Annotated in this window: 19 protein-coding genes, 2 tRNA genes and 1 pseudogene; 12 read left to right on the plus strand and 10 right to left on the minus strand. The window is 32.8% G+C overall.

Annotated features, from left to right (window positions below):
* Positions 1-94 (plus strand): annotated as a pseudogene (locus CF599_RS19970) (transposase); the annotation flags it as partial.
* 114 nt (positions 95-208) lie between these two features.
* On the opposite strand, the gene CF599_RS16495 reads toward CF599_RS19970, so the two are convergent.
* The 3 genes from CF599_RS16495 to CF599_RS16505 all read right to left on the minus strand — a co-directional run bounded on the left by CF599_RS16495 (position 209) and on the right by CF599_RS16505 (position 2583).
* A tRNA-Arg gene (locus tag CF599_RS16495) sits at positions 209-282 on the minus strand.
* 97 nt (positions 283-379) lie between these two features.
* A tRNA-Arg gene (locus CF599_RS16500) sits at positions 380-453 on the minus strand.
* Between the two features lie 723 nt (positions 454-1176).
* Entirely contained in the window at positions 1177-2583 is a 1407-nt protein-coding gene (locus tag CF599_RS16505) for a thioredoxin family protein (RefSeq protein ID WP_121967069.1), read from the minus strand.
* 174 nt (positions 2584-2757) lie between these two features.
* On the opposite strand from CF599_RS16505, the gene CF599_RS16510 reads away from it, so the two are divergent.
* Positions 2758-4374, plus strand: coding sequence for an ABC-F family ATP-binding cassette domain-containing protein (locus CF599_RS16510; RefSeq protein WP_121967070.1), 1617 nt, complete (start codon positions 2758-2760; stop codon positions 4372-4374).
* A gap of 252 nt (positions 4375-4626) precedes the next feature.
* The gene (locus tag CF599_RS16515; RefSeq protein ID WP_121967071.1) at positions 4627-5091 is read left to right on the plus strand and encodes an META domain-containing protein; all 465 of its coding nucleotides are present in this window, start codon (positions 4627-4629) and stop codon (positions 5089-5091) included.
* A gap of 603 nt (positions 5092-5694) precedes the next feature.
* Here CF599_RS16515 and CF599_RS16525 read toward each other — a convergent pair.
* Positions 5695-6183 carry a GNAT family N-acetyltransferase gene (locus CF599_RS16525; RefSeq protein ID WP_121967073.1) on the minus strand — a complete coding sequence of 163 codons (489 nt, stop codon included), beginning with the start codon at positions 6181-6183 and terminating at the stop codon, positions 5695-5697.
* Between the two features lie 174 nt (positions 6184-6357).
* Between CF599_RS16525 and CF599_RS16530 the strand changes: the two genes are divergently transcribed.
* From CF599_RS16530 to CF599_RS16545, 4 genes are all read left to right on the plus strand, one after another.
* Positions 6358-7035, plus strand: a complete 678-nt coding sequence (locus CF599_RS16530; RefSeq protein ID WP_121967074.1) for a response regulator transcription factor — start codon at positions 6358-6360, stop codon at positions 7033-7035.
* Between the two features lies 1 nt (position 7036).
* Positions 7037-8323, plus strand: coding sequence for a sensor histidine kinase KdpD (locus CF599_RS16535; RefSeq protein WP_121967093.1), 1287 nt, complete (start codon positions 7037-7039; stop codon positions 8321-8323).
* Between the two features lie 129 nt (positions 8324-8452).
* Positions 8453-8902 (plus strand): PepSY-like domain-containing protein, encoded by a 450-nt coding sequence (locus tag CF599_RS16540; protein WP_121967075.1) that lies wholly within the window; start codon positions 8453-8455, stop codon positions 8900-8902.
* Positions 8903-8919: 17 nt separating this feature from the next.
* The gene (locus CF599_RS16545; RefSeq protein WP_121967076.1) at positions 8920-9801 is read left to right on the plus strand and encodes a PepSY-like domain-containing protein; all 882 of its coding nucleotides are present in this window, start codon (positions 8920-8922) and stop codon (positions 9799-9801) included.
* A gap of 42 nt (positions 9802-9843) precedes the next feature.
* Here CF599_RS16545 and CF599_RS16550 read toward each other — a convergent pair whose 3' ends face one another.
* Positions 9844-11331 (minus strand): LuxR C-terminal-related transcriptional regulator, encoded by a 1488-nt coding sequence (locus CF599_RS16550; protein WP_121967077.1) that lies wholly within the window; start codon positions 11329-11331, stop codon positions 9844-9846.
* A gap of 749 nt (positions 11332-12080) precedes the next feature.
* On the minus strand, positions 12081-13568 hold the full coding sequence (locus tag CF599_RS16555) for a LuxR C-terminal-related transcriptional regulator (RefSeq protein WP_121967078.1): 1488 nt from the start codon (positions 13566-13568) through the stop codon (positions 12081-12083).
* Between the two features lie 890 nt (positions 13569-14458).
* On the opposite strand from CF599_RS16555, the gene CF599_RS16560 reads away from it, so the two are divergent.
* Positions 14459-14893, plus strand: coding sequence for an adenylyltransferase/cytidyltransferase family protein (locus tag CF599_RS16560; protein WP_121967079.1), 435 nt, complete (start codon positions 14459-14461; stop codon positions 14891-14893).
* Positions 14894-15144: 251 nt separating this feature from the next.
* Positions 15145-15633, plus strand: a complete 489-nt coding sequence (locus CF599_RS16565) for an ecotin (RefSeq protein ID WP_121967080.1) — start codon at positions 15145-15147, stop codon at positions 15631-15633.
* Positions 15634-15723: 90 nt separating this feature from the next.
* Here CF599_RS16565 and CF599_RS16570 read toward each other — a convergent pair whose 3' ends face one another.
* Entirely contained in the window at positions 15724-16656 is a 933-nt protein-coding gene (locus CF599_RS16570; protein WP_121967081.1) for a siderophore ABC transporter substrate-binding protein, read from the minus strand.
* Between the two features lie 4 nt (positions 16657-16660).
* Positions 16661-17809: a PepSY domain-containing protein gene (locus tag CF599_RS16575; protein ID WP_121967082.1), complete on the minus strand. Its 1149-nt coding sequence runs from the start codon at positions 17807-17809 to the stop codon at positions 16661-16663.
* Positions 17810-17963: 154 nt separating this feature from the next.
* Here CF599_RS16575 and CF599_RS16580 point away from each other — a divergent pair, with 154 nt between their 5' ends.
* Positions 17964-18941, plus strand: coding sequence for an AraC family transcriptional regulator (locus CF599_RS16580; RefSeq protein ID WP_121967083.1), 978 nt, complete (start codon positions 17964-17966; stop codon positions 18939-18941).
* 95 nt (positions 18942-19036) lie between these two features.
* On the plus strand, positions 19037-19969 hold the full coding sequence (locus tag CF599_RS16585; RefSeq protein ID WP_121967084.1) for a helix-turn-helix transcriptional regulator: 933 nt from the start codon (positions 19037-19039) through the stop codon (positions 19967-19969).
* Between the two features lie 97 nt (positions 19970-20066).
* Here the strand turns inward: CF599_RS16585 and CF599_RS16590 are convergent, their stop codons facing one another.
* A complete protein-coding gene (locus tag CF599_RS16590) occupies positions 20067-20957 on the minus strand; it encodes a DMT family transporter (RefSeq protein WP_121967085.1) in 891 nt (296 codons plus the stop codon).
* A 91-nt stretch (positions 20958-21048) separates the two neighbouring features.
* Between CF599_RS16590 and CF599_RS16595 the strand changes: the two genes are divergently transcribed.
* A complete protein-coding gene (locus tag CF599_RS16595) occupies positions 21049-22470 on the plus strand; it encodes a PLP-dependent aminotransferase family protein (RefSeq protein ID WP_121967086.1) in 1422 nt (473 codons plus the stop codon).
* 536 nt (positions 22471-23006) lie between these two features.
* Here CF599_RS16595 and CF599_RS16600 read toward each other — a convergent pair.
* Entirely contained in the window at positions 23007-23849 is an 843-nt protein-coding gene (locus CF599_RS16600) for an aminoglycoside 6-adenylyltransferase (protein WP_121967087.1), read from the minus strand.
* Between the last annotated feature and the right edge of the window lie 267 nt (positions 23850-24116).

The following is a 24116-nucleotide window of genomic DNA, read 5'->3' on the forward strand; positions in this document are numbered from 1 at the left end:
ATTTAATGCCAAAATTAAAGCATTCAGGGCTCAATTTAGAGGAGTAAGAGATATTGACTTCTTCTTATACAGATTGACTAAACTTTATGCATAAACACAACTTTTGAGATTGATCCGTTATTTTTTATAATTACTTTTCGTTTGCATGACTATCACGTAATCTAGGTTTAATAAAAAAGCCCTTGTTTAATAAACAAGGGCTTTTTTGTGATCCAATCAGGATTCGAACCTGAGACCTACTGCTTAGAAGGCAGTTGCTCTATCCAGCTGAGCTATTGGACCATTTAATCACTAAAGGATTAAAAATATATCAATACGTTATAAATAACTTTTGATGTTTAAAAAAAAGAAAAGTCCCCGTTTTGACAAGGACTTTTTGTGATCCAATCAGGATTCGAACCTGAGACCTACTGCTTAGAAGGCAGTTGCTCTATCCAGCTGAGCTATTGGACCATTTTAATCATAAAGATTAAATATGTCTTTTTTAGTAAAGCATAATACTTACTGTTTTTGACGTTGCAAATATATTGCTTTTTATTCTACTTTTCCAAAGTAAAATAATACTTTTTTAATAAAAAAACCAAAGCTTTGGAAGTAAGTGTTTTATCGTGTGATAAAAATGTATTTAATGGTGGCAAAGCCTATGTTTAGTAGGATTAGTGTAATTGATTGGAGTCTATAAAAACTTGTTTACGCGTAAAAAACTATAGAAAACAGAAGTTATTTGAGATAATATAGTTTGGAAATAGATAGATTATGATTGGCATTTTCTACTTATAACATGTAAGAAAACATAGAATATGGATGTGTAAAAAGTGAAAATAGACTCGCCATAATAGAATCAATAAACTCACTTTTTGACTAAGTGGATTAATATTTTGGATATTTAGGTGAGGTTATAATCTTCTGCGCTCGGATAATTGAGGGATAATAGCTGAATCCATGCGGATTTACTTGTAAAATGGGGGACTCTGAGCATGTAACCTGCACGGATTAGGCAAGAACTTATAAGAGAATGCGGTTGCTAATAAATATAAAATCTCAAATCTGTAGATATGGTTTAGACGAGAATGAATTATAAAAAAAAACAGGTCTTAAAGTACACATAATAGTGTGCTTTAAGACCTGTTTTAAGCTATGTAAAGCTAGTTGTATATTTAGATGCCTAAGAGCTCATTATTTTAATAAACTCTCAAAGTTTTTGTCAAAGATATTGATGAAAGGATCTATTATAGTACCATCTTTATCTAATATCATTGAGCGTTGTATCTTAGTGATGATCCACTTATCCTTCATTTGATTGAAGTCGTCAGTACGCAGTTCGATAATACCACTAGAAGGATATCTCTTAATGATATTAAGCCATTCTCCTTGATCTCCATCGATACAGATAGATATAATATCTATATTCGGAATATCAGCTTTTAACTCTGCAGCTAGTTGATGAGCGGCATCAGCATGAGCCATTCCATTTTTGGTCCAAAAGAAAACTAGGGTTTTCTTATTGATCATTGAGTTGATGCTTACTTTTTTACTATTAGCATTAACTAGAGCTACTTCAGGTAGCTTATTCTCATACTTCAGATTTTGGATGGCCTGTTGTATTTGTATGATCTCGTTATGCTGATTTCTATCTGTAGATAGTTCGAAGTATCTATCTAGGAACAAATCGTTATTAGTTAAGTTCTGATCTTCTAGTAAATAGATAAAAGCAATATTATCAAAGATGGCATTCTTAACCTTATTGTTTTTAATTAAGGTATCTACTATGTTTAATTTGTCAATGTATTTGTCAAATTTGTTTTCTGGTAGAAGATTTGCCTCTGGTTCATTTACTATCGTATTAAGCATTATGGCTAAGTATTTAGTAAATGATGAATACTTTAATAAACGAGGATCATTAAAGTTTATTTTTTTTCTGAAAGCATAATAGTCCTTAGGAAGTTTCTTTCTAACATCTTCATCTGTTCTTACGAAATGGGCTGTAGGATATAGTTCTTTTAGTGAATAGAAGTGTAAGTCAAGTTTAGCTTTAGCATATAGATCAAAGTCATCAGACCAACTAATAATTGCTTTATTTCTCAAGTAATATGTTGTTCTTGCTGCATGTACAGAATCTATTCTACGTGTGAATTTTTCTGGAGAAACATCAAAGGCACTGTATCCTTCAGTTTCATCCATAATGTTTCTTACAGTAAGGTTCATTAAGAAATTGTTCTTTTCTGCTCCTCTTCCTGAGAAAATGATTGAATGATCAAAGTCTTTTGAATTAAGGCGAAGAGTTATACTATCATTTTTGTCAAAATAGACATATTGAAACTCTGGATTGTGCTTGTAGATATACATTCCTGGAGTTAAAGAGTCAAATTTCTTATAAAATTTGTTGTTTGCATCTAGAAATAAGGTGTCAATAACCTCATTATCTTTACAGAATAGTACATAATTAGAAGTAGGATTTATAATTTCCCCTTGGAAATAAGCCTTATAGTCCTTAGGGTCAAATTTCTTTTGACATGAGGTCACTAGGCTTATCGCTGGTAATAGTAGTAATAATAAAGTCCTGTTATGTAATATTTTTTGCATTAGAATCTTAAAGTCTATAATTGTAGATGTTATAGAGCAAATTTAAGTTTTAGTGATGTCTTATGTTGTTAATGATTGGTTAAAGTAAGACAATATCTCGATTCATTTTAAATATAGGTGTTTCTAATTTTAAAATTAGTAATTTTGCAAGCAATTTAAATTTAATAGATAACAATGTTAACAGTTTCGAATCTGTCAGTTCAGTTTGGTAAACGAATTTTATTTGACGAAGTTAATGTAACTTTTACTCAAGGTAACTGCTACGGTATTATCGGTGCAAATGGTGCAGGTAAATCTACATTCTTAAAAATATTATCAGGAGACTTTGACCCAACATCAGGTCACGTTTCTTTAGAACCAGGAAAACGTATGTCAGTTCTTAATCAGAACCACAATATGTTTGACGAATATACAGTACTGGAAACTGTAATGATGGGTAACAAAGATTTGTATGAAGTAAAGAAAGAGATGGATGAGCTTTACTTAAACTATACAGATGAAAACGCAGATCGCATCGGTGAATTACAAATTCGCTTTGATGAAATGGACGGTTGGAATGCTGAATCAGCAGCAGCTACTTTGTTATCAAACTTAGGTATTTCTGAAGATTTTCATTATACTCCAATGGGAGAGATGGATGCTAAACTAAAAGTACGTGTGTTATTAGCACAAGCTTTATTTGGTAACCCAGACGTATTGATTATGGATGAGCCTACCAACGACTTGGATTTTGAGACAATCGCTTGGTTAGAGAACTTCTTAGCTCATTACGAAAATACAGTATTAGTTGTATCTCACGACCGTCACTTCTTGGATGCTGTGTGTACACACGTTTCTGATATTGACTATGGTAAAATAAACCACTATTCTGGAAACTATACGTTCTGGTATGAATCTAGTCAATTAGCGGCAAAACAAAGAGCGCAACAAAATAAGAAAGCTGAAGAGAAAAAAGCTGAGTTGGAAGAGTTTATTCGTCGTTTTAGTGCGAACGTAGCAAAGTCTAAACAAGCTACTTCTCGTAAGAAAATGATTGATAAATTAAAACTAGATGATATTAAGCCATCTTCTAGAAGATATCCAGCTATTATCTTTGATCAAGATAGAGAAGCAGGAGATCAAATCTTAAATATAGAAGGATTATCTGCAACGATAGATGGAGAAGTTCTATTTAAAGATATTAATCTTAATATGGCTAAAGGAGATAAATTAGTTGTGATCTCTAAAGACTCTCGTGCTACTACAGCGTTCTATGAAATCTTAGGAGGAAATAAACAAGCTGATGCAGGTAAGGTAGAGTGGGGTATTACTACTACACAGTCTTACTTACCAGTAGAGAATCACGATTTCTTTGATAATGATTTAACTTTAGTTGATTGGTTACGTCAGTGGGCTAAGACGGAAGAAGAAAGAGATGAAGTTTATGTACGCGGATTCTTAGGTAAGATGATCTTCTCTGGTGAAGAGGCATTAAAGACAGGACGCGTATTATCTGGAGGAGAAAAAGTACGTTGTATGCTTTCTCGTATGATGATGATGAGAGCGAATGTATTAATGTTAGACGAACCAACGAATCACTTAGACTTAGAGTCTATTACAGCGTTTAATAACACGTTGAAAAACTTTAAGGGGACTATCTTGTTAACTACACATGACCATGAGTTTGCACAGACTGTAGGGACACGTATTTTAGAGTTAACACCTAATGGAGCTATCGATAGATATATGACTTTCGATGACTACTTAGATGATCCTAAAGTAAAAGAATTAAGAACGAAGATGTATTCTTAGTATAAAAGTATTTAAATGTAAGAAGAGGGTGTCCCAAAAGGGCACCCTCTTTTTTATGTTTTTTACATTCCTATGAATGCTAACTAATTACATTTTGAAACAGGAAAAAAGATTCTATAAAGAGTGTTTTTGAAGACAAAAGAGGAGATAAATAATAAAATTTTAAGAATTCTTTATTAGAGTATCTGATATGAAATGGTAATTTTGTCCATAGACCTTAGAGAAAAAGGAATAAATAATAAATAAAGAAACATGAAAAAGACGTTATTATTACTTAGTGGAGTACTTGCTCTTACAGTTACAAGTTGTAAAACAGCAGGTGAGATTACTTCAACACCAGTCGTAGAAAAAAAAGTAGATATGAGTAAGCAATTAGAGGGAGAATGGGTATTGAGTTCTATTACTACACCTAGTACAGCTGGTAAAGATCTTAAATCATTATATTCAATGAAAACACCTAGTTTGAAATTTGAAGTAAAGGATCACAAGGTTTATGGTAATGATGGATGCAATAATATCCATGGTGCATTTGAATTAAAAGGTGCAAATGGTATCAAGCTAGGCGATAAAATGGCTTCTACTATGATGTTTTGTGAAGGAGTAGCAGATAGAGACTTTATGAATGGATTACAATCTGTAACAAACTATGATGTAGTAGATGGTAAGTTACTATTGAGATCAGGTGATATTATTGTAATGACTTTCGTTAAGAAATAACATATTAGATCTTAAATCTGCAGATAACGTTTAAACGAGAATGAATTGTACAAAACAGAGCAATTTTAGTGATTAAAGCACACTACAGTGTGGTTTCAGAGCTAATTGAAGCTATGTAAAGTAGAATTTATTCGTAGTGAATGGTAGTTGCAGATTTAAGGTTAAGCTTAAAGTTGAAAAAGCTTAGTATTAATTTACTAGGCTTTTTTTATTTTGTAATAGATAATGATGTCTTAAAAGTTGTCATATTAGATGAAATTTATTATAAAGTATATAGTAAGTCTAATAAAGTAAGAGAAGGTTTTTTAGATAGTGACTTTTGGTGTGATTTTAATTGATAATAATGAAATGTATTTCCCTCTAAAGAAGAGTATAATTTACTAAATTATGTAATTAATTAATTTAATATATAATGTTGATGAAATGGTTAATAATTATTTGTTATCATAGTAGTTCCTCGTATAAAAATATATAATTTTGTCGCCGCATGAGGGAATTGTGGGGACTTAGTACTTCATGTGAAGTTATTCCCTTTCCTATAAAATGCGTTTGTATTTTAATATATAGGAAAGGGATTTTTTTTGATAAATTAATCTATTCTGACTATTTTAATTCTAGTTGATAAAGATTAAGTGTTTCATTATGCGCTTCTATTATTTTATCAAATGTAAAACCTAGTCGTTCAATTAGCTTAATAGAACTATTGTTCTCAGGAAGTGTTATTGCACATAAGTTTTTATATTTATCTCCCTCAGTAAATGTCTTTAATAAGCCTGATGTAGCCTCATAAGCATATCCTTTATTCATTTGATTTGGTAGAAAGGCAAAACCAAGATCGCTATTCTCTAGATATTCTCTTTGGATAATAGTTATTAATCCTATCGCTTTATTATCTTCTTTTTTACTAACTACCCAGTATTCACAACTTGTGTTATCTAGTATATTTTGAATATACTGCTGTGCATCTATAGTTGTATGAATATTCTTATCACCGATAAATGTTAACCAACCAGGTGTATTAACTAGCTCTAACATAAAAGCATTATCGTGATGTGTGATTCTATTTAGATTTAATCGATCTGTTGTAGGCATTTGTATTATTGTTTTTGATTAAGGAATGCTAAAATTAGTCTTTTCTTTATTTAAAAAAAGTGATTTATATAAATACTAGTACGCCTTTTTAAACAAATAAGGAAAATGGAGGTTAGCGTGTTAGGTAAGGAGAGTAATTGCGTATATTAGTAAAAACAACTTTTATAGATAAAGATGAAGATTTTAGTTATTGAAGATGAGAAGGAACTACGTGATATAATCAAAAAAAGCTTAGAGAAAGAACACTATATAGTAGAAGAGGCAGACTGCTTTAAGAATGGTATAGAGAAACTCGTTGGTTATGATTATGATTGTATTCTATTAGATATTATGTTACCTGATGGCAATGGTATAGATCTGTTGCGAGAATTAAAGAGTATGGGAAAAGTAGACTCAGTTATTATCATATCAGCCAAAGATTCAATAGATGATAAGGTTTTAGGACTAGAGTTAGGTGCAGATGATTATTTAACCAAGCCTTTTCATTTGTCAGAATTACTAGCTCGTATCAAATCAGTACTGAGACGCAAAAATCAACAAGGATTTCAGAGTTTAAAATGGAATAATATGGAGATTGTCGTAGAGGATAGGACAGTATTGGTAGAGGGGAAATCGATGGTGCTTAATAATAAAGAGTTTGAACTGTTGTATTATTTTGTTGTTAATGCTAATCGTTTAGTTACTAAATCTTCTATCGCAGAACATATTTGGGGTGATAATATGGATGAGGCGGATAGTTATGACTTTGTCTATTCACAAGTAAAAAATCTACGTAAAAAGCTAAAGAGCCACCTAGCTGATGTTAATATACAGTCTGTATATGGGATGGGATATAAACTAACGAATGAGTAATATGAAGCTACATAACTACACACTGAAGTATCTATCTATAGGTATTATTGTGGTACTAACTATTTGGGTAGTGATTTTCTATGCTTTTATGACGGAGGAAGTTTATGATAATATAGATGATGGACTTAAAAACACAAAGAATGAAATAATAAAGAAAGCGTATGATAATCCTGAATTAATTAGCTTTCAGTCTTTTGGTACAAGTGGATTTCGTATTACTCCATTAGCTCCAGGTGATTATTCTAGAAAAAATGTGTTTACCACTGAGATGGTTTACATGGATGTAGATGATAATGATGAACCCGTGAGGATGTTGACGACTACCTTCGTAGATAAGAATGGTGATAATTTCCAGTTAGAGATTCGTACCTCTACTATTGAGGCAGATGATTTACTAGCAGACTTTGGTATATCAGTTCTCGTTTTATACTTTATGTTAGTCTTAAGCATATTTTTGATTAACTATTTTGTACTGCGTAAAGTGTGGCAATCTTTCTATCGATTATTAAGTAATTTAAAGTATTATTCTATCGGACAAGAAGTCGTTACTGCTGACACGAATACTCCTATACGAGAATTTACAGACTTACAAGAAGAAGTAAATAAAATGATAAGTAGAATAGAAGATACTTTTGAACAACAAAAGACTTTTGTTTCTAATGCAGCTCATGAGTCTCAGACACCCCTCGCTATAATAAGTAATAAATTAGAACTACTTGTAGAAGGAGAGGGACTTAATGAGGATCAGATGAATCAGCTTCAATCCATTCATCAAAGCTTGAGAAGGCTTATCAAGTTAAATAAATCACTGTTGATGCTGACTAAAATTGAGAATAAGCAGTTTGATAATATCCAGGATGTCAATTTTAATCAAGTGATTACTGAAATAGTAGAAGACTTCGAGGATATGTTTAGTTATAAATCTATAGATATTAGTATTTCAGAGCAAGAGCAGCCTTTTATAGTTAATATGGATAAAGGCCTTGCCATAACTTTAGTTCAGAACCTTTTAAAGAATGCTTTAGTACATAATATTGCCAAAGGAACAGTAGAAATAGAAATTACTCCTAATTATTTTACTATAAAGAATTCGGGAGTATTTAATACGCCATTAGATGAGAATCTTATCTATAACAGGTTTTTTAGAAGTGCAACAAATGAACAGTCAACAGGATTAGGGTTGTCTTTAGTGCAGACTATCGTTAAAGTAACTAATACTATATCACTTAAATATCACTATGAAGGTAAACATTGTTTTACAATATATCGTACAGGATTTCAACTGTAAAGGATTAAAGAGTATTATGACTAAGAAAGAGACCTTATTTTATTAATTAAAGTAAGGTCTTTTTTTATTCCCAATTCTTTCCAGATTCTATTGGTAAGTTTGTCTTGTAAAACAGTAAAATTATAAACTATGAAAAATATAAAGAGAGTATTCGCAGGGTTATTAATGGTTGTAGCAATGTTAGGTAGCCAATCAATATTAGCAAAAGATGTAGTAATTACTAAAGCAGAATTGCCAAAGAAAGCATCAACTTTTATAGAAACTTATTTTAAAGGAAAAGAAATTAGCCTAGTTGAGAAGGATACAGAATTATTATCAACGTCATATAAAGTACGATTTGTAGACAACATAGAGATAGAGTTTGATAAATCAGGAGAATGGGATGAAGTAGATGGTAATAAGTCAGCGTTACCTACAGGGTTTATCTTAAAACCTATAGTGACTTATGTAAAGAATAACTATAAGGATACCTCAATCGTGAAGATTGAAAAGGAGTCTAGAAAATATGAAGTAAAACTTAGTAATGGACTTGAATTAGAGTTTTCGAAAGCAGGAGAATTTAAAAGAATAGATCAATAAAATAATATTTAAAAGAAATGAAAAAGAGTAAAATTGTTTTAGCTGCATTGTTAACTGTAATGATTGGTTTTACAGCATGTAGTAGCGACGATGATGGTAAAGGAAATAATGTTGAGCAAATAAGTGAGAAGCAATTACCTGAAAATTCAAGGAGTTTTATAAAAACAGTATTCCCTAATGCTTCTTTTAGACATGTGAGTATAGTAACGAAACCTAATTATTATGGGACTACTTATACTAGTGGTTTAGATAATAGAGTAGAGATTGATTTTGATAGTGCAGGAAATTGGACTGAGGTTGAGATGTCAGATGACTCAGCTATACCATTAGAGTTCTTGAAATCTGAAGTACCTCATATTTTAGAATTCACAAATAAGAATTACAAAGGGCAATCTATTATAGAGTTAGATAGAGATATTAGAAAGGGATATGAAGTAACGTTAAGTAGTAATCTTGCATTAATCTTTAATCCTAAACAAGAGTTTATAGGAGTTGATTTAGACTTAGATAAGGACGAGATATTAATTAATGCATCAGAATTACCTCAGGTAGCGCAGTCTTTTATAAAAGAATATTTTAGCACTGCTACAGTTGTTCTTGCGAAGAAAGAATTAAATCGTGAAGGAGATGAGTTTAAGGTCTATTTATCTAATGGTTTTAAAATAGAGTTTGATCATCTTGGCAATTGGAAGCAGATAGAAACAAAACAAAATGTAGCTATTCCTTTAGCTTTAATCCCAATCAAAGCTATGGCATATATTAATGCTAACTATGGAACTTTTAAGATTGAAAGTATCGAAAAAGAACATACTAATTACCAAATAGAATTAGTGAATGGACAACAAGAAGTAGAATTGCTCTTTGATAAAGAAGGGAATTTCTTGAGAATAGATAACTAATGAAACAAAGAGCTACTGTGAGGTAGCTCTTTTTGTTTGGAATTATACCAAAGTATCTTTTAATATAAGAGCTTGACTTCTACTTTTGACATCAAGTTTGATATATGCATTACTAACATGGTGTTTAGTTGTACTAAGTGAGATAGATAGTTTCTCTGCAATCTCTTGATTAGATAATCCATCCCATATCCCTAAGATAACGTCTATTTCTCTATCTGTACAGAAGTATTTCTCTCTAAGGATGTCTTTATAAGATATTTCCTCTTTTTTATCAGATAACGCTTTATTGGTGTCTGTAGGAATAATTTCGCGTTGTTCAGGAAACAGGATTGGAGTGGCCTCTTTTTGCTTTAGATCATCATATGTTTTCTTTGCTTGCTTTGCCTTTAGATGTTCTAATTCAGTACGTAGGTTTTCATGATCTGTTTTAAGTTTCTTTGCTTTAATCCATAAGGAATAACTTGCCAAAGTAAATGCTATGCTATAGATTATCCGCATCTTATCTTTCTCAACAAATGAGAGATAATAATTACCCGGAAATATGGAAAGATAATATGTCATTGAAGTTAGTGCAATTACACTAAATGAAAATGTAATATACCGAACAGAGATATCCTCTTTAAAGTACTTTGATACAAGTGCTAAAGTGATTAAAGTTGATACTAGTGTAGTATTTACGATTATAATGAAATACTGTGGATTATTTGTTTGATAGAATAAGATACCTAATACGACATATAGTAATACTTGAAATAAGTAAAAGTATTTCAGTTTTGCAGGCAGTTTTTGTATATCTAAAAAATAGTATATAAATACTGAGAAAATTAGACAGCTAATAGGCATGAGTATTGCTAATACAAGTAACTCATTACACTTCTTGTTACATAAAAAATAGAGTGCTCCATCTTCAATTAAGTATATAAAAAAGACTGATATGATATATATGCAGTAAATAAGTATGACTTTTTCCTTAAATAGTGAATACAAAGCAAAGATGACTGCTATAGAAAGTAAAAATAAACTATAAAAAACCTCTATTTTAATTATAGTATTAAGCATAATACTTCTATGCTCTCCACGCTCTACAAGTATAAATTTTCCATAATGAACATATGGGGATTTTGACTTAAAATATATTATTTCGTGATCTGTGATAAAATGGTTCTCTTGATATTGAGGACTTATTTTTCCACCTTGTAAGTCAGTATTTATGCTTGTTTTCCCCCATAGACCTTTTTGTTTCACATAAATATTATAATTATTTACGTGAATTGTAGGGAATTGTAATATAAGTGGCTTGTTTAATAAATCTTGAGGGACTGTTATTTTTAACCAAGTATTGCCTTCGTTATCTTTAGCTAGTTGAGTTTTTGAATCATTGTCTAATGCTTCAAAATGTAATTGGTTAATCGTATTTTCAAATTGGTCATTGTTAGTTTGACCTAAACAATTTGTTACAGATGATAATAAGAATAAAGTAATTAATATAGTTAATATACTCCATTTTTTACGGCAATGTATAGCCTTCATGTTTCGTTCGTCAGTGAATTATAGTGTAAAAATAGTAAAAAATCAATCATAGACTGTTTTTAAGACAGTCTATTTTGTTTCTATACAATACTAAAGTCATCTTGACTTTATGAATTAAACGCTACCTAATAATAAAAGCGAATAAAACGGTTGACTGTCAAACTAGCTTTAGGCATCTAAATTCTAACAAACAAAGGATAAAAGTCAGTAAATCAAGGATATAATTAAGAATATAACAAAAAATAAAGACGTGTAAAAATGCTTGTTTTTTAATACGTATATTTGCAAAGTATTGGATGTTAGGTGTTCAGTGCTCTTTTAAAGTCAATCTTCGAGGCTAATATTAAAAAACAATCAGAAATTATCTTAACAGGGTGAAAAAGGCATTTTTATGGGGTCTTGGTTTGAGTGAGTCCATAGTGAGTCCATAATGAGTCCATAATGAGTCCATAGTGGGTCCATTAAAACAGCCTTATTAATGGAGTCAAAATGTACTCACGATGCAAGCAATATACTTTCATACAAAGTCAAATAGCAACTTCATAGACGGAAATGGGCAAATAAGAGGGGCTTTTTTCTTGAGAGAAGTGATCTTGTCTATAATCCTTATGTGGATTAAAAGCATTGATTTCTAGTGGACTAGAAATTAGAATATGTGACAAAGTTACGAATCTTAAATTGGATGTACAAGAAAGAGGTTTGCTCAAAACGGAGGGGTGTGAAAGTCACGATAACCTCACTATGATTATTTAAGTTAATTGGTCCTTTAGTATTAAAGCTTGACTTCTACTTTTTACATCGAGTTTGATATATGCATTACTAACATGATGTTTAGTCGTACTAAGTGAGATAGATAGTTTCTCAGCAATCTCTTGATTTGATAACCCATCCCATATTCCTAATATAACGTCTATTTCTCTATCTGTACAGCAGTACTTATCTCTAAGTATATCGTTATAAGATATTTCCTCTTTTTTATCAGACAATACATTATTAGTGTCTGTAGGAATAATTTCGTGTTGTTCAGAAAACAAGATAAGGGTGACCTCTTTTTGCTTTAGGTCATCATATATTTTCTTAGCCTGATTTGCTTTTAAATGTGCTAATTCAGTACGCAGGTATTCATGGTCCGTTTTAAGATTTTTTACTTTCAACAAGATAGCGTAAGTAGTTGTAATAAAACACACCCCTAAAATAACGCGCAAAACACTCATATCGATGAAGGATAATGCGTGGATACCAAAATAGATAGATAGGTAGTATCCTAATGCAGCCAATGCTAGAATACTAAATGAGTAGGAAATTATCTTTACTGATAAGTTGTGTTTACAGTAGATTAGGCCTAGTATAATAGTGATTAATGTCGTGCCAATACTACCATTTATAAGTATGCCGAAGTAAAGTATATTTTGGGTATAATAGTATATAATCCCTAATGCTAAGAATGAGGATATTAATGTAATATAGTAATATTTAACTTTTTTAGACAATGTCTCAATCTCATAGAATTTATATATAAATAGAGAAAAGAGTAGACAAGAAGCAGGTATTAGAAAAGTAAGAACAAGCATCCTATCATAGGAACCATCATTTAAGAAGTATATAAAGCCATCTTCTAAAAGGGCAATACAAATGATAGTTGATATCAAAAGACAATATATAAGTGTTACTTTTTCTTTAAAGATAAAGTATAGCCCAAAATTAGTTACTACAGAGACTAAGAATAAGGCATAGAATATTCCTAGCCCCATCATATTATTGATAACAATAGCTCTAAAGTCACTTCTCTCTACAAGTATATAGTTGCCATTATGTACATAAGGGGTTTTGGATTTAAAGTAAATCGTAGGAGTAGAGGTGATGAAATGGTTCTCTTGAAACTGAGGTGTTATTTTACCGCCGTTTAAATCAGTGTTTCCAGGTACTTTTATCCAAGTATCATTTTTCTTCACATAAATAGAGTATTTGTCTATATGCGCAGAGATAAATTGAAAGATAAGAGGTTTGTTTAAAAGATCATTTGGTACAGTAATTTTTAACCACGTATTATTGTTTTTGTCACAACAGTATTGTGTACTCGTTGTCTTATTTAATGGCTTAAAATCGAGTGTTTCTACAGTCTCTTCAAATGTTTGTGTACTTACTTGGCTTACACATTTAGTAATAGGTGTTAGAAAAAGTAAAATAACTGCTAAAGCTATTAAATATCGGTTTTTACGGCAATATAGAGCCTTCATGTTTTGTTAGTCAGTGAATTATGTTGTAAAAATAAATAAAATTTGAGAATAAAGTATTTGCTTATTGAAGTTTTGTGACAAAGTGTGTTTTTTTTGGATTAAAGAATGTGAATTATTTGTATTTTAATTAAAATCAGATATAGTACTTTAGTACTACTTTGCATATAAGTGATTTGTTTTTAAAGTATTAATTAGATTTTTTATGGTGATATTTAGTACTAAAGTATTAGAGGTTATTTAAATACTCTGCCTACATTTGTCGTACATAAACAACAAATTAATCCGGAAAAAGTTTTACACACTAGCTAGCTCAGTGTAGAACAATTTGTTTAGAAGATATATTTTCTGAGCAATTTATTTCCCCACCTGCAGTACACTTCAGTTCTTTTCCCTAAAGAATGTGTACTGCAGTTTTTTTATAATTATATCAAGCTCCGAATTGTTTTTTTGGAAAGTAGTTTATGGAGTAGGAAGTAAATGTGTTTATATGAAAGTCTTTACTCAAAAAAACACTTTGTTTACGGAAATCCTCATTCTTAGTTAGAATATCCAATGTATATTTGCGAATAGAAAGTAGAGTTGTTGGTCATTTATTGTGGTCAAGTGTGGAAAAATAGTACGTTTTTTACTATTTTACTACAGAAGGGTAATTGTATAATCTAAATTATGTAGTAAGATTTAGTGTTAATTATTAAAATAATTTATTGGATTTATTACTTCATTTCGAGCAATTGTCTTTTTTATAGATTTGTTTTAACATAAAACAAATAAAAGAATTAAATTTGTAAGCTAATTTGAGATTTAGACGAAAATAAAATAAATAAGTATTGTTTAAGAATGGTTACTAATTTGTAGTAAATCAGATGTAAACAGGACAAAAAAAATATAGTATGAAAATTGGAATAACTTTTAGTGCATTTGACTTATTGCATGCAGGACACGTGAAGATGTTAGAGGATGCTAAGCGTCAATGCGATTATTTAATAGTAGGTTTACAGACTGACCCTACATTAGATAGACCAGAGAAAAACAGACCTACACAGACAGTAGTAGAACGATATATTCAACTTAAAGGATGTAAGTTCGTAGATGAGATTGTACCTTATGCTACGGAACAAGACTTAGAGGATATTTTAAGATCATTTAAGGTCGATGTACGTATTTTAGGTGATGAGTATCAAGACAAGAATTTTACGGGTCGCAAATACTGTGAGGAAAAAGGAATAGATTTATACTATAACAGTAGAGATCACCGTTTCTCAAGTAGCTCTTTGAGAAAAGAGGTAGCAGAGAAAGAAAATAGTAAACTAGTAAAACTAGGATAAGCATAGAACTCATAACGAAAGTTATGAGTTTTTTTTTATGCTTATAAGCAATGTACTTGGTTTAAGTATTATGCTTTGTTTAGAAGTACTATTATTGAATTAATCCTATCAATTTGAAGTATTAACGTTAATAGTAGTATTCTTTAACATCGTAGTTTGCGACTTTTTTGTATATTGCTATAAATATGAGAGAGAATAAATATCTTATGATAGATATGGTATTCTAATCGTCTAATAAAAAAAGAAAAGAAATGAAAAAAATCTTAAGTTTAATCGTTGCATTTTTTGGTTTAATGACTGTTACTATGGCACAATCAATCACAAGAACAGATGTATCTATCTTCCCTGCTCCTGAGAAAGGGTATAAACAAGTGGTAATCGATGTACCTCATTCATCTAAGGACGACTCTAAGAAAATAGAGTTTACAGTAGGTAAATGGATGGAAGTAGACGGGTGTAATCACTTTAGTCTAATGGGTAATTTAGAACAAAAAGATCTTAAAGGATGGGGATATAACTATTATGTATTTACAACTACAGGTGATGTAGTGTCTACTAGAATGGGATGTATCGACACTCCTAATAGAAACTTATTTGTAACTGCTCAGCCAGAATTAACACGTTATAACGGGAAGTTGCCTATCGTGATTTATGTTCCGGAAGAATATGAAGTGAAGTTTAAAATATTCACTACAGATGGTGAGGAATACCAAGCTAGTGAGTTTCGTAGAAAAAAATAAGCTTATTTATTTATAATAAGCTTGATAATAAGAAGAAAGCCCCAAGAGCATTTGCTACTTGGGGCTTTTTTGTAGATATATATGGTGGTGTTAATTATAACCTTTAGCGATGTCGTTTAAGAATATTTTAAATGATGTGGCACCTGATCCTGATAAAAACCAAGCATCCGGATCTAGATAGATTACTCTTTTATTCTTATAGGCATTTGTCTTTTCTAATAATGCATTAGTAATTACATTAGGTTTAGCAGACTTCTGTACGATAGCATCTCTATCTATGATAAATAAGATATCAGGGTTATGCTCTAAGATAAACTCACTGTTAATCATATGCCCGTGATTATTAGCTACTTCAGCAGTCACATTAGTTGCACTCTTGACACCGAAGTCTTTAAATATAAATCCATAACGTGTATTCTCATCGAATAAGCGGAAATTCCCCTCTGAGTGGATGATCACCATCGCTTTATCATTACTCTTGCTGACAAGGTCTTTTAGAGCGTTCACACGTATGTCTAAATCTTTTGCTAAGTCTTCAGCTTTAGGTTCTATCTGATAAATCTTTCCTAATAAGCGGATGTTATCTTGGATATAGTTTAGATAGTTATCTCCTTTATTAGGTATGCCTAACATAAGTGTAGGAGCGATCTTAATCATCTCATCATAGTCTGCAGGGAAGGCATTATCCATAAAGACTAAATCAGGACTAAGTCGACTCACCGCATCGAAGTTGGGTTTAAATACAGCACCCATATCAGCGATATTCTTATCATTCTCTAGGTGAGCCAGGTAGTTAGGAGTAAACTCTTTTGCCATTCCTTGAAACGCAATACCCAACTCATCCATATTCTCCATTACTCCTCGTTCTAGTACAGCTACGGTTTTTGGCTGAATAGGTACTTTTACTGTTGTACCATTGTTTTCTATCTCGATAAAGTTAGTCAGTGGAGTTTCCTCTTTATTTTGTTTACAGCTAGTCATAGCTATCGCTAGTAAAGCAAAGGCAATTAGTTGTTTTTTCATAATATTACTGTTTTTTCGTTTTAGACTTCTTTTTTCTACGTCCCCACCATACTAAGAACCCTGTGATAGGTAGAGTAGTAGCGATTAACCCTGCGATGAAAGTAGAGAGTTTTCCTAGCTGACCCCACCATTGTCCCATATGAATTTGCCATACGAGGTTATCTACCTTGTCGTATATCTTCTGTTTCTTTCCATCATTGACGATCTTTCCTGTGAACTTATCGAAATAGATAGCCTCTTTATTCTCCTCACTTTTTAATCCTGCATTGGTTCCTAAAAAGAAAGGATAGATACTTACATTGTCATAATTATACGTCCAGATGCGGATAATCTTCTTATCAGGGTGCATATCGAAGGCTTTCTTGATTAGAGTATTCGTGTCATAGAATGCCATATCTTTGGTAGCGACAGTATCTCTAGGGTAATCTTGTAGCGTATAGAACCACATTTTCCCTTCTCCACCGAATAGACTAATCATACCTTTCATCATTGGGCTAAAGAATATCAATAGTCCTGTCATTCCCAATAAGAAACACACGATAGCACTATAGAACCCAAAGACATTGTGTAAGTCGTAGTTCAGTCGTTTAAATCTAGCCTTCCACTTGATTTTAAAGCTACTATCTCTTGTTGCTTTTGTCCATCTCTTTGGCCACCAAAGTACTAGTCCAGTTAAGGTACTTAAGACAAATACAATAGTAGAGATAGCGACTATCCATCCACCAGTTGACCCCATTAGTAGGTTAGAGTGCAGATGTGCCACAACATAAAAGAAGCCGATAGTATTGTCTTGTTTTAATATTTCACCAGTATAGGGATTGATATAAACGAAGCGTGGCTTTCTTTCTTTGGGATTCACTGAATTAATAATCCAACTCTTAGCAGGATCTTTATCAACGATTACATACGAAAAACTCTCTCCCGGAAACTTCTCTTTGTGTATCGCTGTGATCTGATCTATGCGCAGAGGTATACCTTCAGGCTCTACATAGAGCGCTTCTTTACCTGCAGACCACTGCATAATTTCATCTCCATAAACGATGATTGTACCCGTAAGGGATACAAAAACCAATATAATACCTGCTACTATACTTGGCCATAAATGTAACCAAGCAATGATTTTAGAGAAAGTAGATTTACCTTGTTTCTTCATAAGACGGATAGGGACTGTAGAGCAGCACTATGAGAAGATACTCTAGTATGTCGAATTAAAAGTTATTTAGATTTAGTTCAAATTGTTGTGATGCGAAATTAATTGTAATTTTGCGTCACTATCTACGCAAAACGTATTTATAAATCTACGAGTTATGAGTCTTTTATATCAGCAATATCAAGAAGTATTAAAGAGCATCCCTAATCGAATAGAGTGGGGAAGTAGTGAGGTATATAAAGAGCGTTATGGGCAGTTTACGTTTAAGGGAATACCTATTAAACAGAAGTTTATAGACCACCCTGACTTTATTATTTCTTACGGGGAGTGGTCTGTACTTAAAGAGACAGAGGTAGTAGTGAGTAATATGCAGAGTACTTTTAAGCTGATGTTAGAGTTAGAAGGATATTCGTGTTATACAGATAAGCAAGTTACCATTGAAGTACCACAAGATTGTTTTAATCTGATTTATGTTCCTCAAGCTAATGGTAAACTGAAGTATAAAACGAACCGAAAGGTGGTAGAAGTAATCTTTGACCAAGAGTACTTTATGCGTTTAGTCAAAACTAAGTTACCTGCCTTACTTCCTTTTTTAGATGCAATAGAACAAGGTAAGGCAATCACTTTATTCGCTAAAGCAAAGACCATATCTATAGAGATACATCAGTTGCTACTGATGATTCTACAGAATGATGTACATCCTGATTTAAAGCAAGTGTATTTAGAGACTAAGATTACGGAGCTGTTATTACTTAGTGTACAGGAGTCTCTAGACCGTCAGGTCGCTCCTATAGAAGAGATCAGCTCTATGAATGACGCTGATAAGTTATTGCATATCAAAACGTGGATAGATAATCATTTCCTACAGGATATCACATTCTCTATGTTAAGCCAACGCTTTTATATCAATGAATACAAGCTCAAGAAGTATTTTAAGAAGTATTATCACTCATCATTGATTAAGTATGTACGTGATCTGCGTTTTGAATACGCACATCAGTTACTTTCTTCACAGAAATTCTCTGTCAATAAGGTAGCCGAATTATTACATTATGAATATCCACAGCACTTCGCTATCGCATTTAAGAAACGGTATGGTATTCCACCTAGTACGTTGATTCACAGAAAGAGTTAATTCTGAAATAACAATATTATTTAGAGTGGATTTAGATAGAGAGCTCTTTTTATGTAACTTTGCCATTTTAAAGCAGTAATTGTTAGGTTAATGTCATGATAAAAGAAACGTATATAAATGTAGGGGAGCGCTATGCTAATCACGGTATTAAAGGAGATATACACCTTGTCGATATGGATGAACTTCATATAGATCAAGTTTCTTTACAACATAAAACGAAACAAGAGAAGCAAGTATTAAGAGACCAGAAGCATATAGAGCTTTTCTTTTTGTTTCAGGGAGAACACTTTTACAACTCAAATAAGAAACAATGTGTCAATACTTCCACAGGCCGTTTTAGTTTCTTTCACTTGCCTAATATCGACGGCTCACTTGCTTTTAATCCTGTTGAGGGCAACTATAGCTCTATCGGAATAGAGTTGTCTATTGAGTATTTAGAGCGTGTATTTAATGGAGATTTAGAGTTGTTAGGAGAGTTTGGCAAGTCTCTATACAGTGAGCGTGAGAGCGCATTCTCATCTAATGTGATGATTCAACCACAAATGAAAAGGGTACTTCAAGATCTTGTTCATAATGACTATACAGGTACGATGAAGAAAATGTATATAGAGTCTAAGATCATAGAGATTCTATTGCAAGTCATTAAGCATGGAGGAGAGAGTAGATATGATTTGTCAGGTGGTTCTTTAAGCAGAAGTGATATCGATAAACTGTATTATGTTAGAGAATTAGTGAGTAATAATCTACAGAATCCATACTCCTTAAGAGAGTTGTCACGACTAGCGGGGATCAATGAGTTTAAACTAAAGAAAGGCTTTAAAGAGATTTTCTCTACTACGATATTTAATCATTTGTATGACGAGCGTATGGTGCTTGGTCAGAAGTTACTGATCGAACAAGATACTTCGATAGCTGATATCGCTCAGCAAGTGGGGTATAAGAATCCTACGCACTTTACAGCAGCCTTTAAACGCAAGTTTAACGAACTACCCAAAGAAGTTAAGAGTGGTAAACTTATTCAGTTCTAGTAAGGATTAACAAAAAAAACAGCATAGATACCGATCCAATAGTAAGGTGAATCTGTTGTTATATCTATACTGTTTACGCAACTAATAATTGGGGTTATTAGCCGAACTTTTTACTTCCTGCTACACATAGGATAACTCCTATAGTAACTAATATCATATTAGAACTTACGTGTTCATTTAATAAAGTCGCTGCTAATGCTAAGCCAAAGAAGGGTTGTAATAATTGTAATTGTCCTACTGATGCAGTCCCTCCTTGTGCCAATCCTTTATACCAAAATATAAACCCTATAAACATACTAAAAATACCTAAATAAGCTACACCTATCCACGTTTCTGTACTAATTAAAGAAGGTGCACTTGGTGCAGTTAAGAACATAATAGGTAATGATATTGGTAATGAGATCACTACAGCCCAAGAGATTACTTGCCATCCACCTAAAGATTTCGATAGTTTAGCTCCCTCTGCATAGCTTAATCCACATAATAGTATAGCGATAATCATTAGGATATTTCCTACAGGAGAACTTGTACCTCCTTGTAAAGCTGCAAACCCAATGACAATAAGACTTCCTAATATAGAGAATAACCAGAAGATACGCTTTGGTTTTTCGCCTCCTCTAAGTACTGCAAATACTGCTGTTGACATCGGTAAGATACCTAAGTATACGAGTGAGTGAGCCGAAGTGATATATTGTAAAGCTAGTGCAGATAAAAGAGGAAAACCAATTACTCCTCCTATTGCTACGATAGCTAAAGGCATTAATTGTTTCTTAGTAGGTCTTTTCTCTTTAAAAATAAGTAAACAGATTAGAGCTAATATACCAGCTATACCCGCTCTTGCAGCTGTTACGAATATAGGGTCTAGTGATAATACTGCCACTTTCGTAGCGGGCATAGACCCACTAAATAGTAATACACCTATAAATCCATTGACCCAACCACTTGTTGCTGTTTGCTGTGTTGACTCTAATACTGTAGCTTGTTTCATTTTTCTTATTATTTACAAGACAAAATTAGAGCAAATGTTAATTAAGTACAGTATCAATTTTGTATATTTGGATGGACACAGTTGAGAATATATGGAACAATCATTTTTGTATTTAAACATAGCAGACGCGATAGCTAATCAGATTAGAACAGGTGTATTAAGAGAAGGAGATAAGCTCCCTTCTGTGCGTATGCTCTGTACAGAGCATCAGATAAGTATGAATACGGCTAAGCGAGTATATCTAGAGTTAGAGGCGCTTGCCTTAGTGGAGTCTAAGCCACAGTCAGGCTACTTCGTAAGCAACTTGTTTTATGCAGAAGTTCCCTTGCCTCAGGTGAGTAACCCCATATTCTTAGCGAACAATAAAGAACCTAGAGAGATTATCCGAAAGGTTTATGCTAATATGGGGAACAGAGCTTTAACCTTGTTCTCTTACAGTACCCTATATGATGATTTCTTGCCATTAGCGAAGATGAAGAAAGAGATACTTACAGCGTCACGTACTCTTGTTAATGGAGGGATAGAGTATGACTCTGTACAGGGAAATATTAACTTGAGAAGAATGATAGCGCAGCGTTCTATTACGTGGGGAGGAAGTATAAAAGAAGAAGACATCATCACAACTAATGGAAGTATGAGTGCCATATCGCTGTGTATGTTAGCATTGGGTAAACCAGGTGATACCATAGCGATTGAGAGCCCATGTTATCCAGGTATATTTCAGTTGGCTATTGATCTAGGGTTTAAAGTAATCGAACTACCGACAGATCCGGCTACAGGGATAAAGATAGAGGCACTAAGAGATGCAGTAGATCATATCGATATGTGTTTATTGATCTCTAATTATAATACACCATTAGGAAGCTGTATGCCTGATGAGAATAAGAAAGAAATAGTAGAATTATTAGCCAAGCACAATATCCCTTTAATAGAAGATGACGTTTATGGTGATCTGTATTTTGGTACCCAGCGTCCCAAGTGTTGTAAGGCATTTGATACAACAGGTAATGTACTTTGGTGTAGTTCTGTATCTAAGACATTAGCGCCAGGATATAGAGTAGGATGGGTATCTGCAGGTAAGTATAAAGACAAGATTATGCACCAAAAGTTAGTACACGCTATCTCTACACCACCTTTAATGCAAGAAGCAGTCGCTAGCTTTATGAAATCAGGGAACTATGATAAGCACCTGCGTAAAATAAGAAAGGATATCTATAGCAATTACCAAAAATATCTAAACACCATTATCACTAGTTTCCCTATCGGAACAAAGGTAAACAGACCGCAAGGAGGACTATCACTATGGATAGAGTTTGACGAGAAGATAGACGCGATGGATCTATATGACTTAGCCATCGCAGAAAATATCAGTATTGCACCCGGGAGAATGTTCACAGTACAGGAGCAGTTTGAGAACTGTATCAGGCTGTGTATAGGCTTACCTTGGTCAGAGGAAGTAGAAGAAAAACTAAAGAGAGTAGGGGTATTGAGTAAAAAATTATTGAATAAATAGAGTTATAGTTAACAGTGTACAGTTGACAGTGTACGGCTTTTAACTTGCTTTTAGAAAGATGATTACACTTAAGAAAGGAAGATTATTTAAGGTAATATGTATTGTCGTATATTTATAATCCGTATTTCTCTCAAACTATTTCATGCTGAAGAATGAAGCATCTCATATATAACTCCACCTAGTAACCACAGTCTATATAGCCCTATGGCTGAAAGCCAATAATTCCTAATTCTTAATTTTAAATTCCTAATTAAGCGAAGCGCCTACCACAGTCTACATAACCATATGGCTGAAAGCCAACAATTCGTAATTTTAAATTCCTAATTAAGCGAAGCGCTCACCACAGTCTATATAGCCCTATGGCTGAAAGCCAATAATTCCTAATTAAGCGAAGCGCCACCACAGTCTACATAACCATATGGCTGAAAGCCAACGATTCCTAATTCGTAATTCCTAATTCGTAATTATGATTTATAGCCCTATGGCTGAAAGCCAACAATTCCTAATTCCTAATTATTAATTCCTAATTCTACTCCCTAATTCCTAATTAAATCAATATACTTTAAAGCATTCTTTGCCTCTTTTGTATTCACAGTAAGGGATAGCTTTTTGCCTAAGATCAATTGTACTTGATGGAAGTAACTAGTCATTGTATTAAAAGCTTCCCAAGTGTTCTGTATATTGGCATTGCTATAGGTTCTTAGTACTTTATTATACTCTTCAGTACCTAAGTACTGTTTGATATATTTGCCTGACTTACCTATAGATACATTAAAGTTGTTATCACTGCCTATCTTCCACGCTAGTAGCTGTAAGAACATTGGGCGAACTACATTCTCCATCATATCTTTGGCATAAAGTCTTTCTTTACGGGCTAGTCCTTTTGCTACATTCGTTGAGCACCACCAGAACTCATTACAGACCTCCGTAAACTCTCGTTGAGTAGGTCTTTTGACGTGGTAATCTACATCGGAAGACACAGGTATATCGTTAAATAAGTTGTCTTTATCTAACCAGATAATAGATAAGCTGTCTCGTTTAAAATCATTTAGTTTATCTATAGGAAATAAAGTCAAATCAAGTCGACTACCATCGTCAAATATCATTAAGTACGCATAAGAAATAGGTGTTATCTCTTCTTCGTTACCTAATAGCATATCGTCAGGACGTTGTTCTATAGCAGGCTTCCCAAACTTCTTATGTACTATATTCTCACGTTTTATACCTTCTATATCATGGACTATATAGACGATATCAAAGTCTTGATACTGATCAGGAGCCACTAGTGGATTAGCTCTCGAACCATTGAGAATAACAGCTCTGATGCGTTCATCTTGTTGAGCTAATGTAAGGATGTTAGTTTCTAATTGAGAAGACATATTTATGTTTTTGATAAGGTATAGCCAAGATAGACTAAATTATATGATTCACTGTCTAGGTTAGAGTATTTTAATATAGAGCATATTTCGTTTAAATCAACAAAAAACCTACCTCACAACATCACAGCATCACAACATCACAACATCACACCCTCACAGCATCACGACATCACACCCTCACATCCTCACAACCTCACACCCTCACGACATCACACCCTCACATCCTCACAACCTCACACCCTCACAACCTCACACCCTCACACCCTC

It is taken from the genome of Myroides sp. N17-2, from assembly GCF_002286775.1.
Taxonomy (GTDB): domain Bacteria; phylum Bacteroidota; class Bacteroidia; order Flavobacteriales; family Flavobacteriaceae; genus Flavobacterium.

What these genes read in the sequence shown, in the direction of transcription:
- CF599_RS16600 (WP_121967087.1), bottom strand. Translation starts at nt 23,849, where the DNA reads ATGTCTTCTCAATTAGAAACTAACATCCTTACATTAGCTCAACAAGAT.
- CF599_RS16550 (WP_121967077.1), bottom strand. Translation starts at nt 11,331, where the DNA reads ATGAAGGCTATACATTGCCGTAAAAAATGGAGTATATTAACTATATTA.
- CF599_RS16585 (WP_121967084.1), top strand. Translation starts at nt 19,037, where the DNA reads ATGATAAAAGAAACGTATATAAATGTAGGGGAGCGCTATGCTAATCAC.
- CF599_RS16590 (WP_121967085.1), bottom strand. Translation starts at nt 20,957, where the DNA reads ATGAAACAAGCTACAGTATTAGAGTCAACACAGCAAACAGCAACAAGT.
- CF599_RS16565 (WP_121967080.1), top strand. Translation starts at nt 15,145, where the DNA reads ATGAAAAAAATCTTAAGTTTAATCGTTGCATTTTTTGGTTTAATGACT.
- CF599_RS16505 (WP_121967069.1), bottom strand. Translation starts at nt 2,583, where the DNA reads ATGCAAAAAATATTACATAACAGGACTTTATTATTACTACTATTACCA.
- CF599_RS16525 (WP_121967073.1), bottom strand. Translation starts at nt 6,183, where the DNA reads ATGCCTACAACAGATCGATTAAATCTAAATAGAATCACACATCACGAT.
- CF599_RS16575 (WP_121967082.1), bottom strand. Translation starts at nt 17,809, where the DNA reads ATGAAGAAACAAGGTAAATCTACTTTCTCTAAAATCATTGCTTGGTTA.
- CF599_RS16560 (WP_121967079.1), top strand. Translation starts at nt 14,459, where the DNA reads ATGAAAATTGGAATAACTTTTAGTGCATTTGACTTATTGCATGCAGGA.
- CF599_RS16570 (WP_121967081.1), bottom strand. Translation starts at nt 16,656, where the DNA reads ATGAAAAAACAACTAATTGCCTTTGCTTTACTAGCGATAGCTATGACT.
- CF599_RS16540 (WP_121967075.1), top strand. Translation starts at nt 8,453, where the DNA reads ATGAAAAATATAAAGAGAGTATTCGCAGGGTTATTAATGGTTGTAGCA.
- CF599_RS16545 (WP_121967076.1), top strand. Translation starts at nt 8,920, where the DNA reads ATGAAAAAGAGTAAAATTGTTTTAGCTGCATTGTTAACTGTAATGATT.
- CF599_RS16595 (WP_121967086.1), top strand. Translation starts at nt 21,049, where the DNA reads ATGGAACAATCATTTTTGTATTTAAACATAGCAGACGCGATAGCTAAT.
- CF599_RS16555 (WP_121967078.1), bottom strand. Translation starts at nt 13,568, where the DNA reads ATGAAGGCTCTATATTGCCGTAAAAACCGATATTTAATAGCTTTAGCA.
- CF599_RS16510 (WP_121967070.1), top strand. Translation starts at nt 2,758, where the DNA reads ATGTTAACAGTTTCGAATCTGTCAGTTCAGTTTGGTAAACGAATTTTA.
- CF599_RS16530 (WP_121967074.1), top strand. Translation starts at nt 6,358, where the DNA reads ATGAAGATTTTAGTTATTGAAGATGAGAAGGAACTACGTGATATAATC.
- CF599_RS16535 (WP_121967093.1), top strand. Translation starts at nt 7,037, where the DNA reads ATGAAGCTACATAACTACACACTGAAGTATCTATCTATAGGTATTATT.
- CF599_RS16515 (WP_121967071.1), top strand. Translation starts at nt 4,627, where the DNA reads ATGAAAAAGACGTTATTATTACTTAGTGGAGTACTTGCTCTTACAGTT.
- CF599_RS16580 (WP_121967083.1), top strand. Translation starts at nt 17,964, where the DNA reads ATGAGTCTTTTATATCAGCAATATCAAGAAGTATTAAAGAGCATCCCT.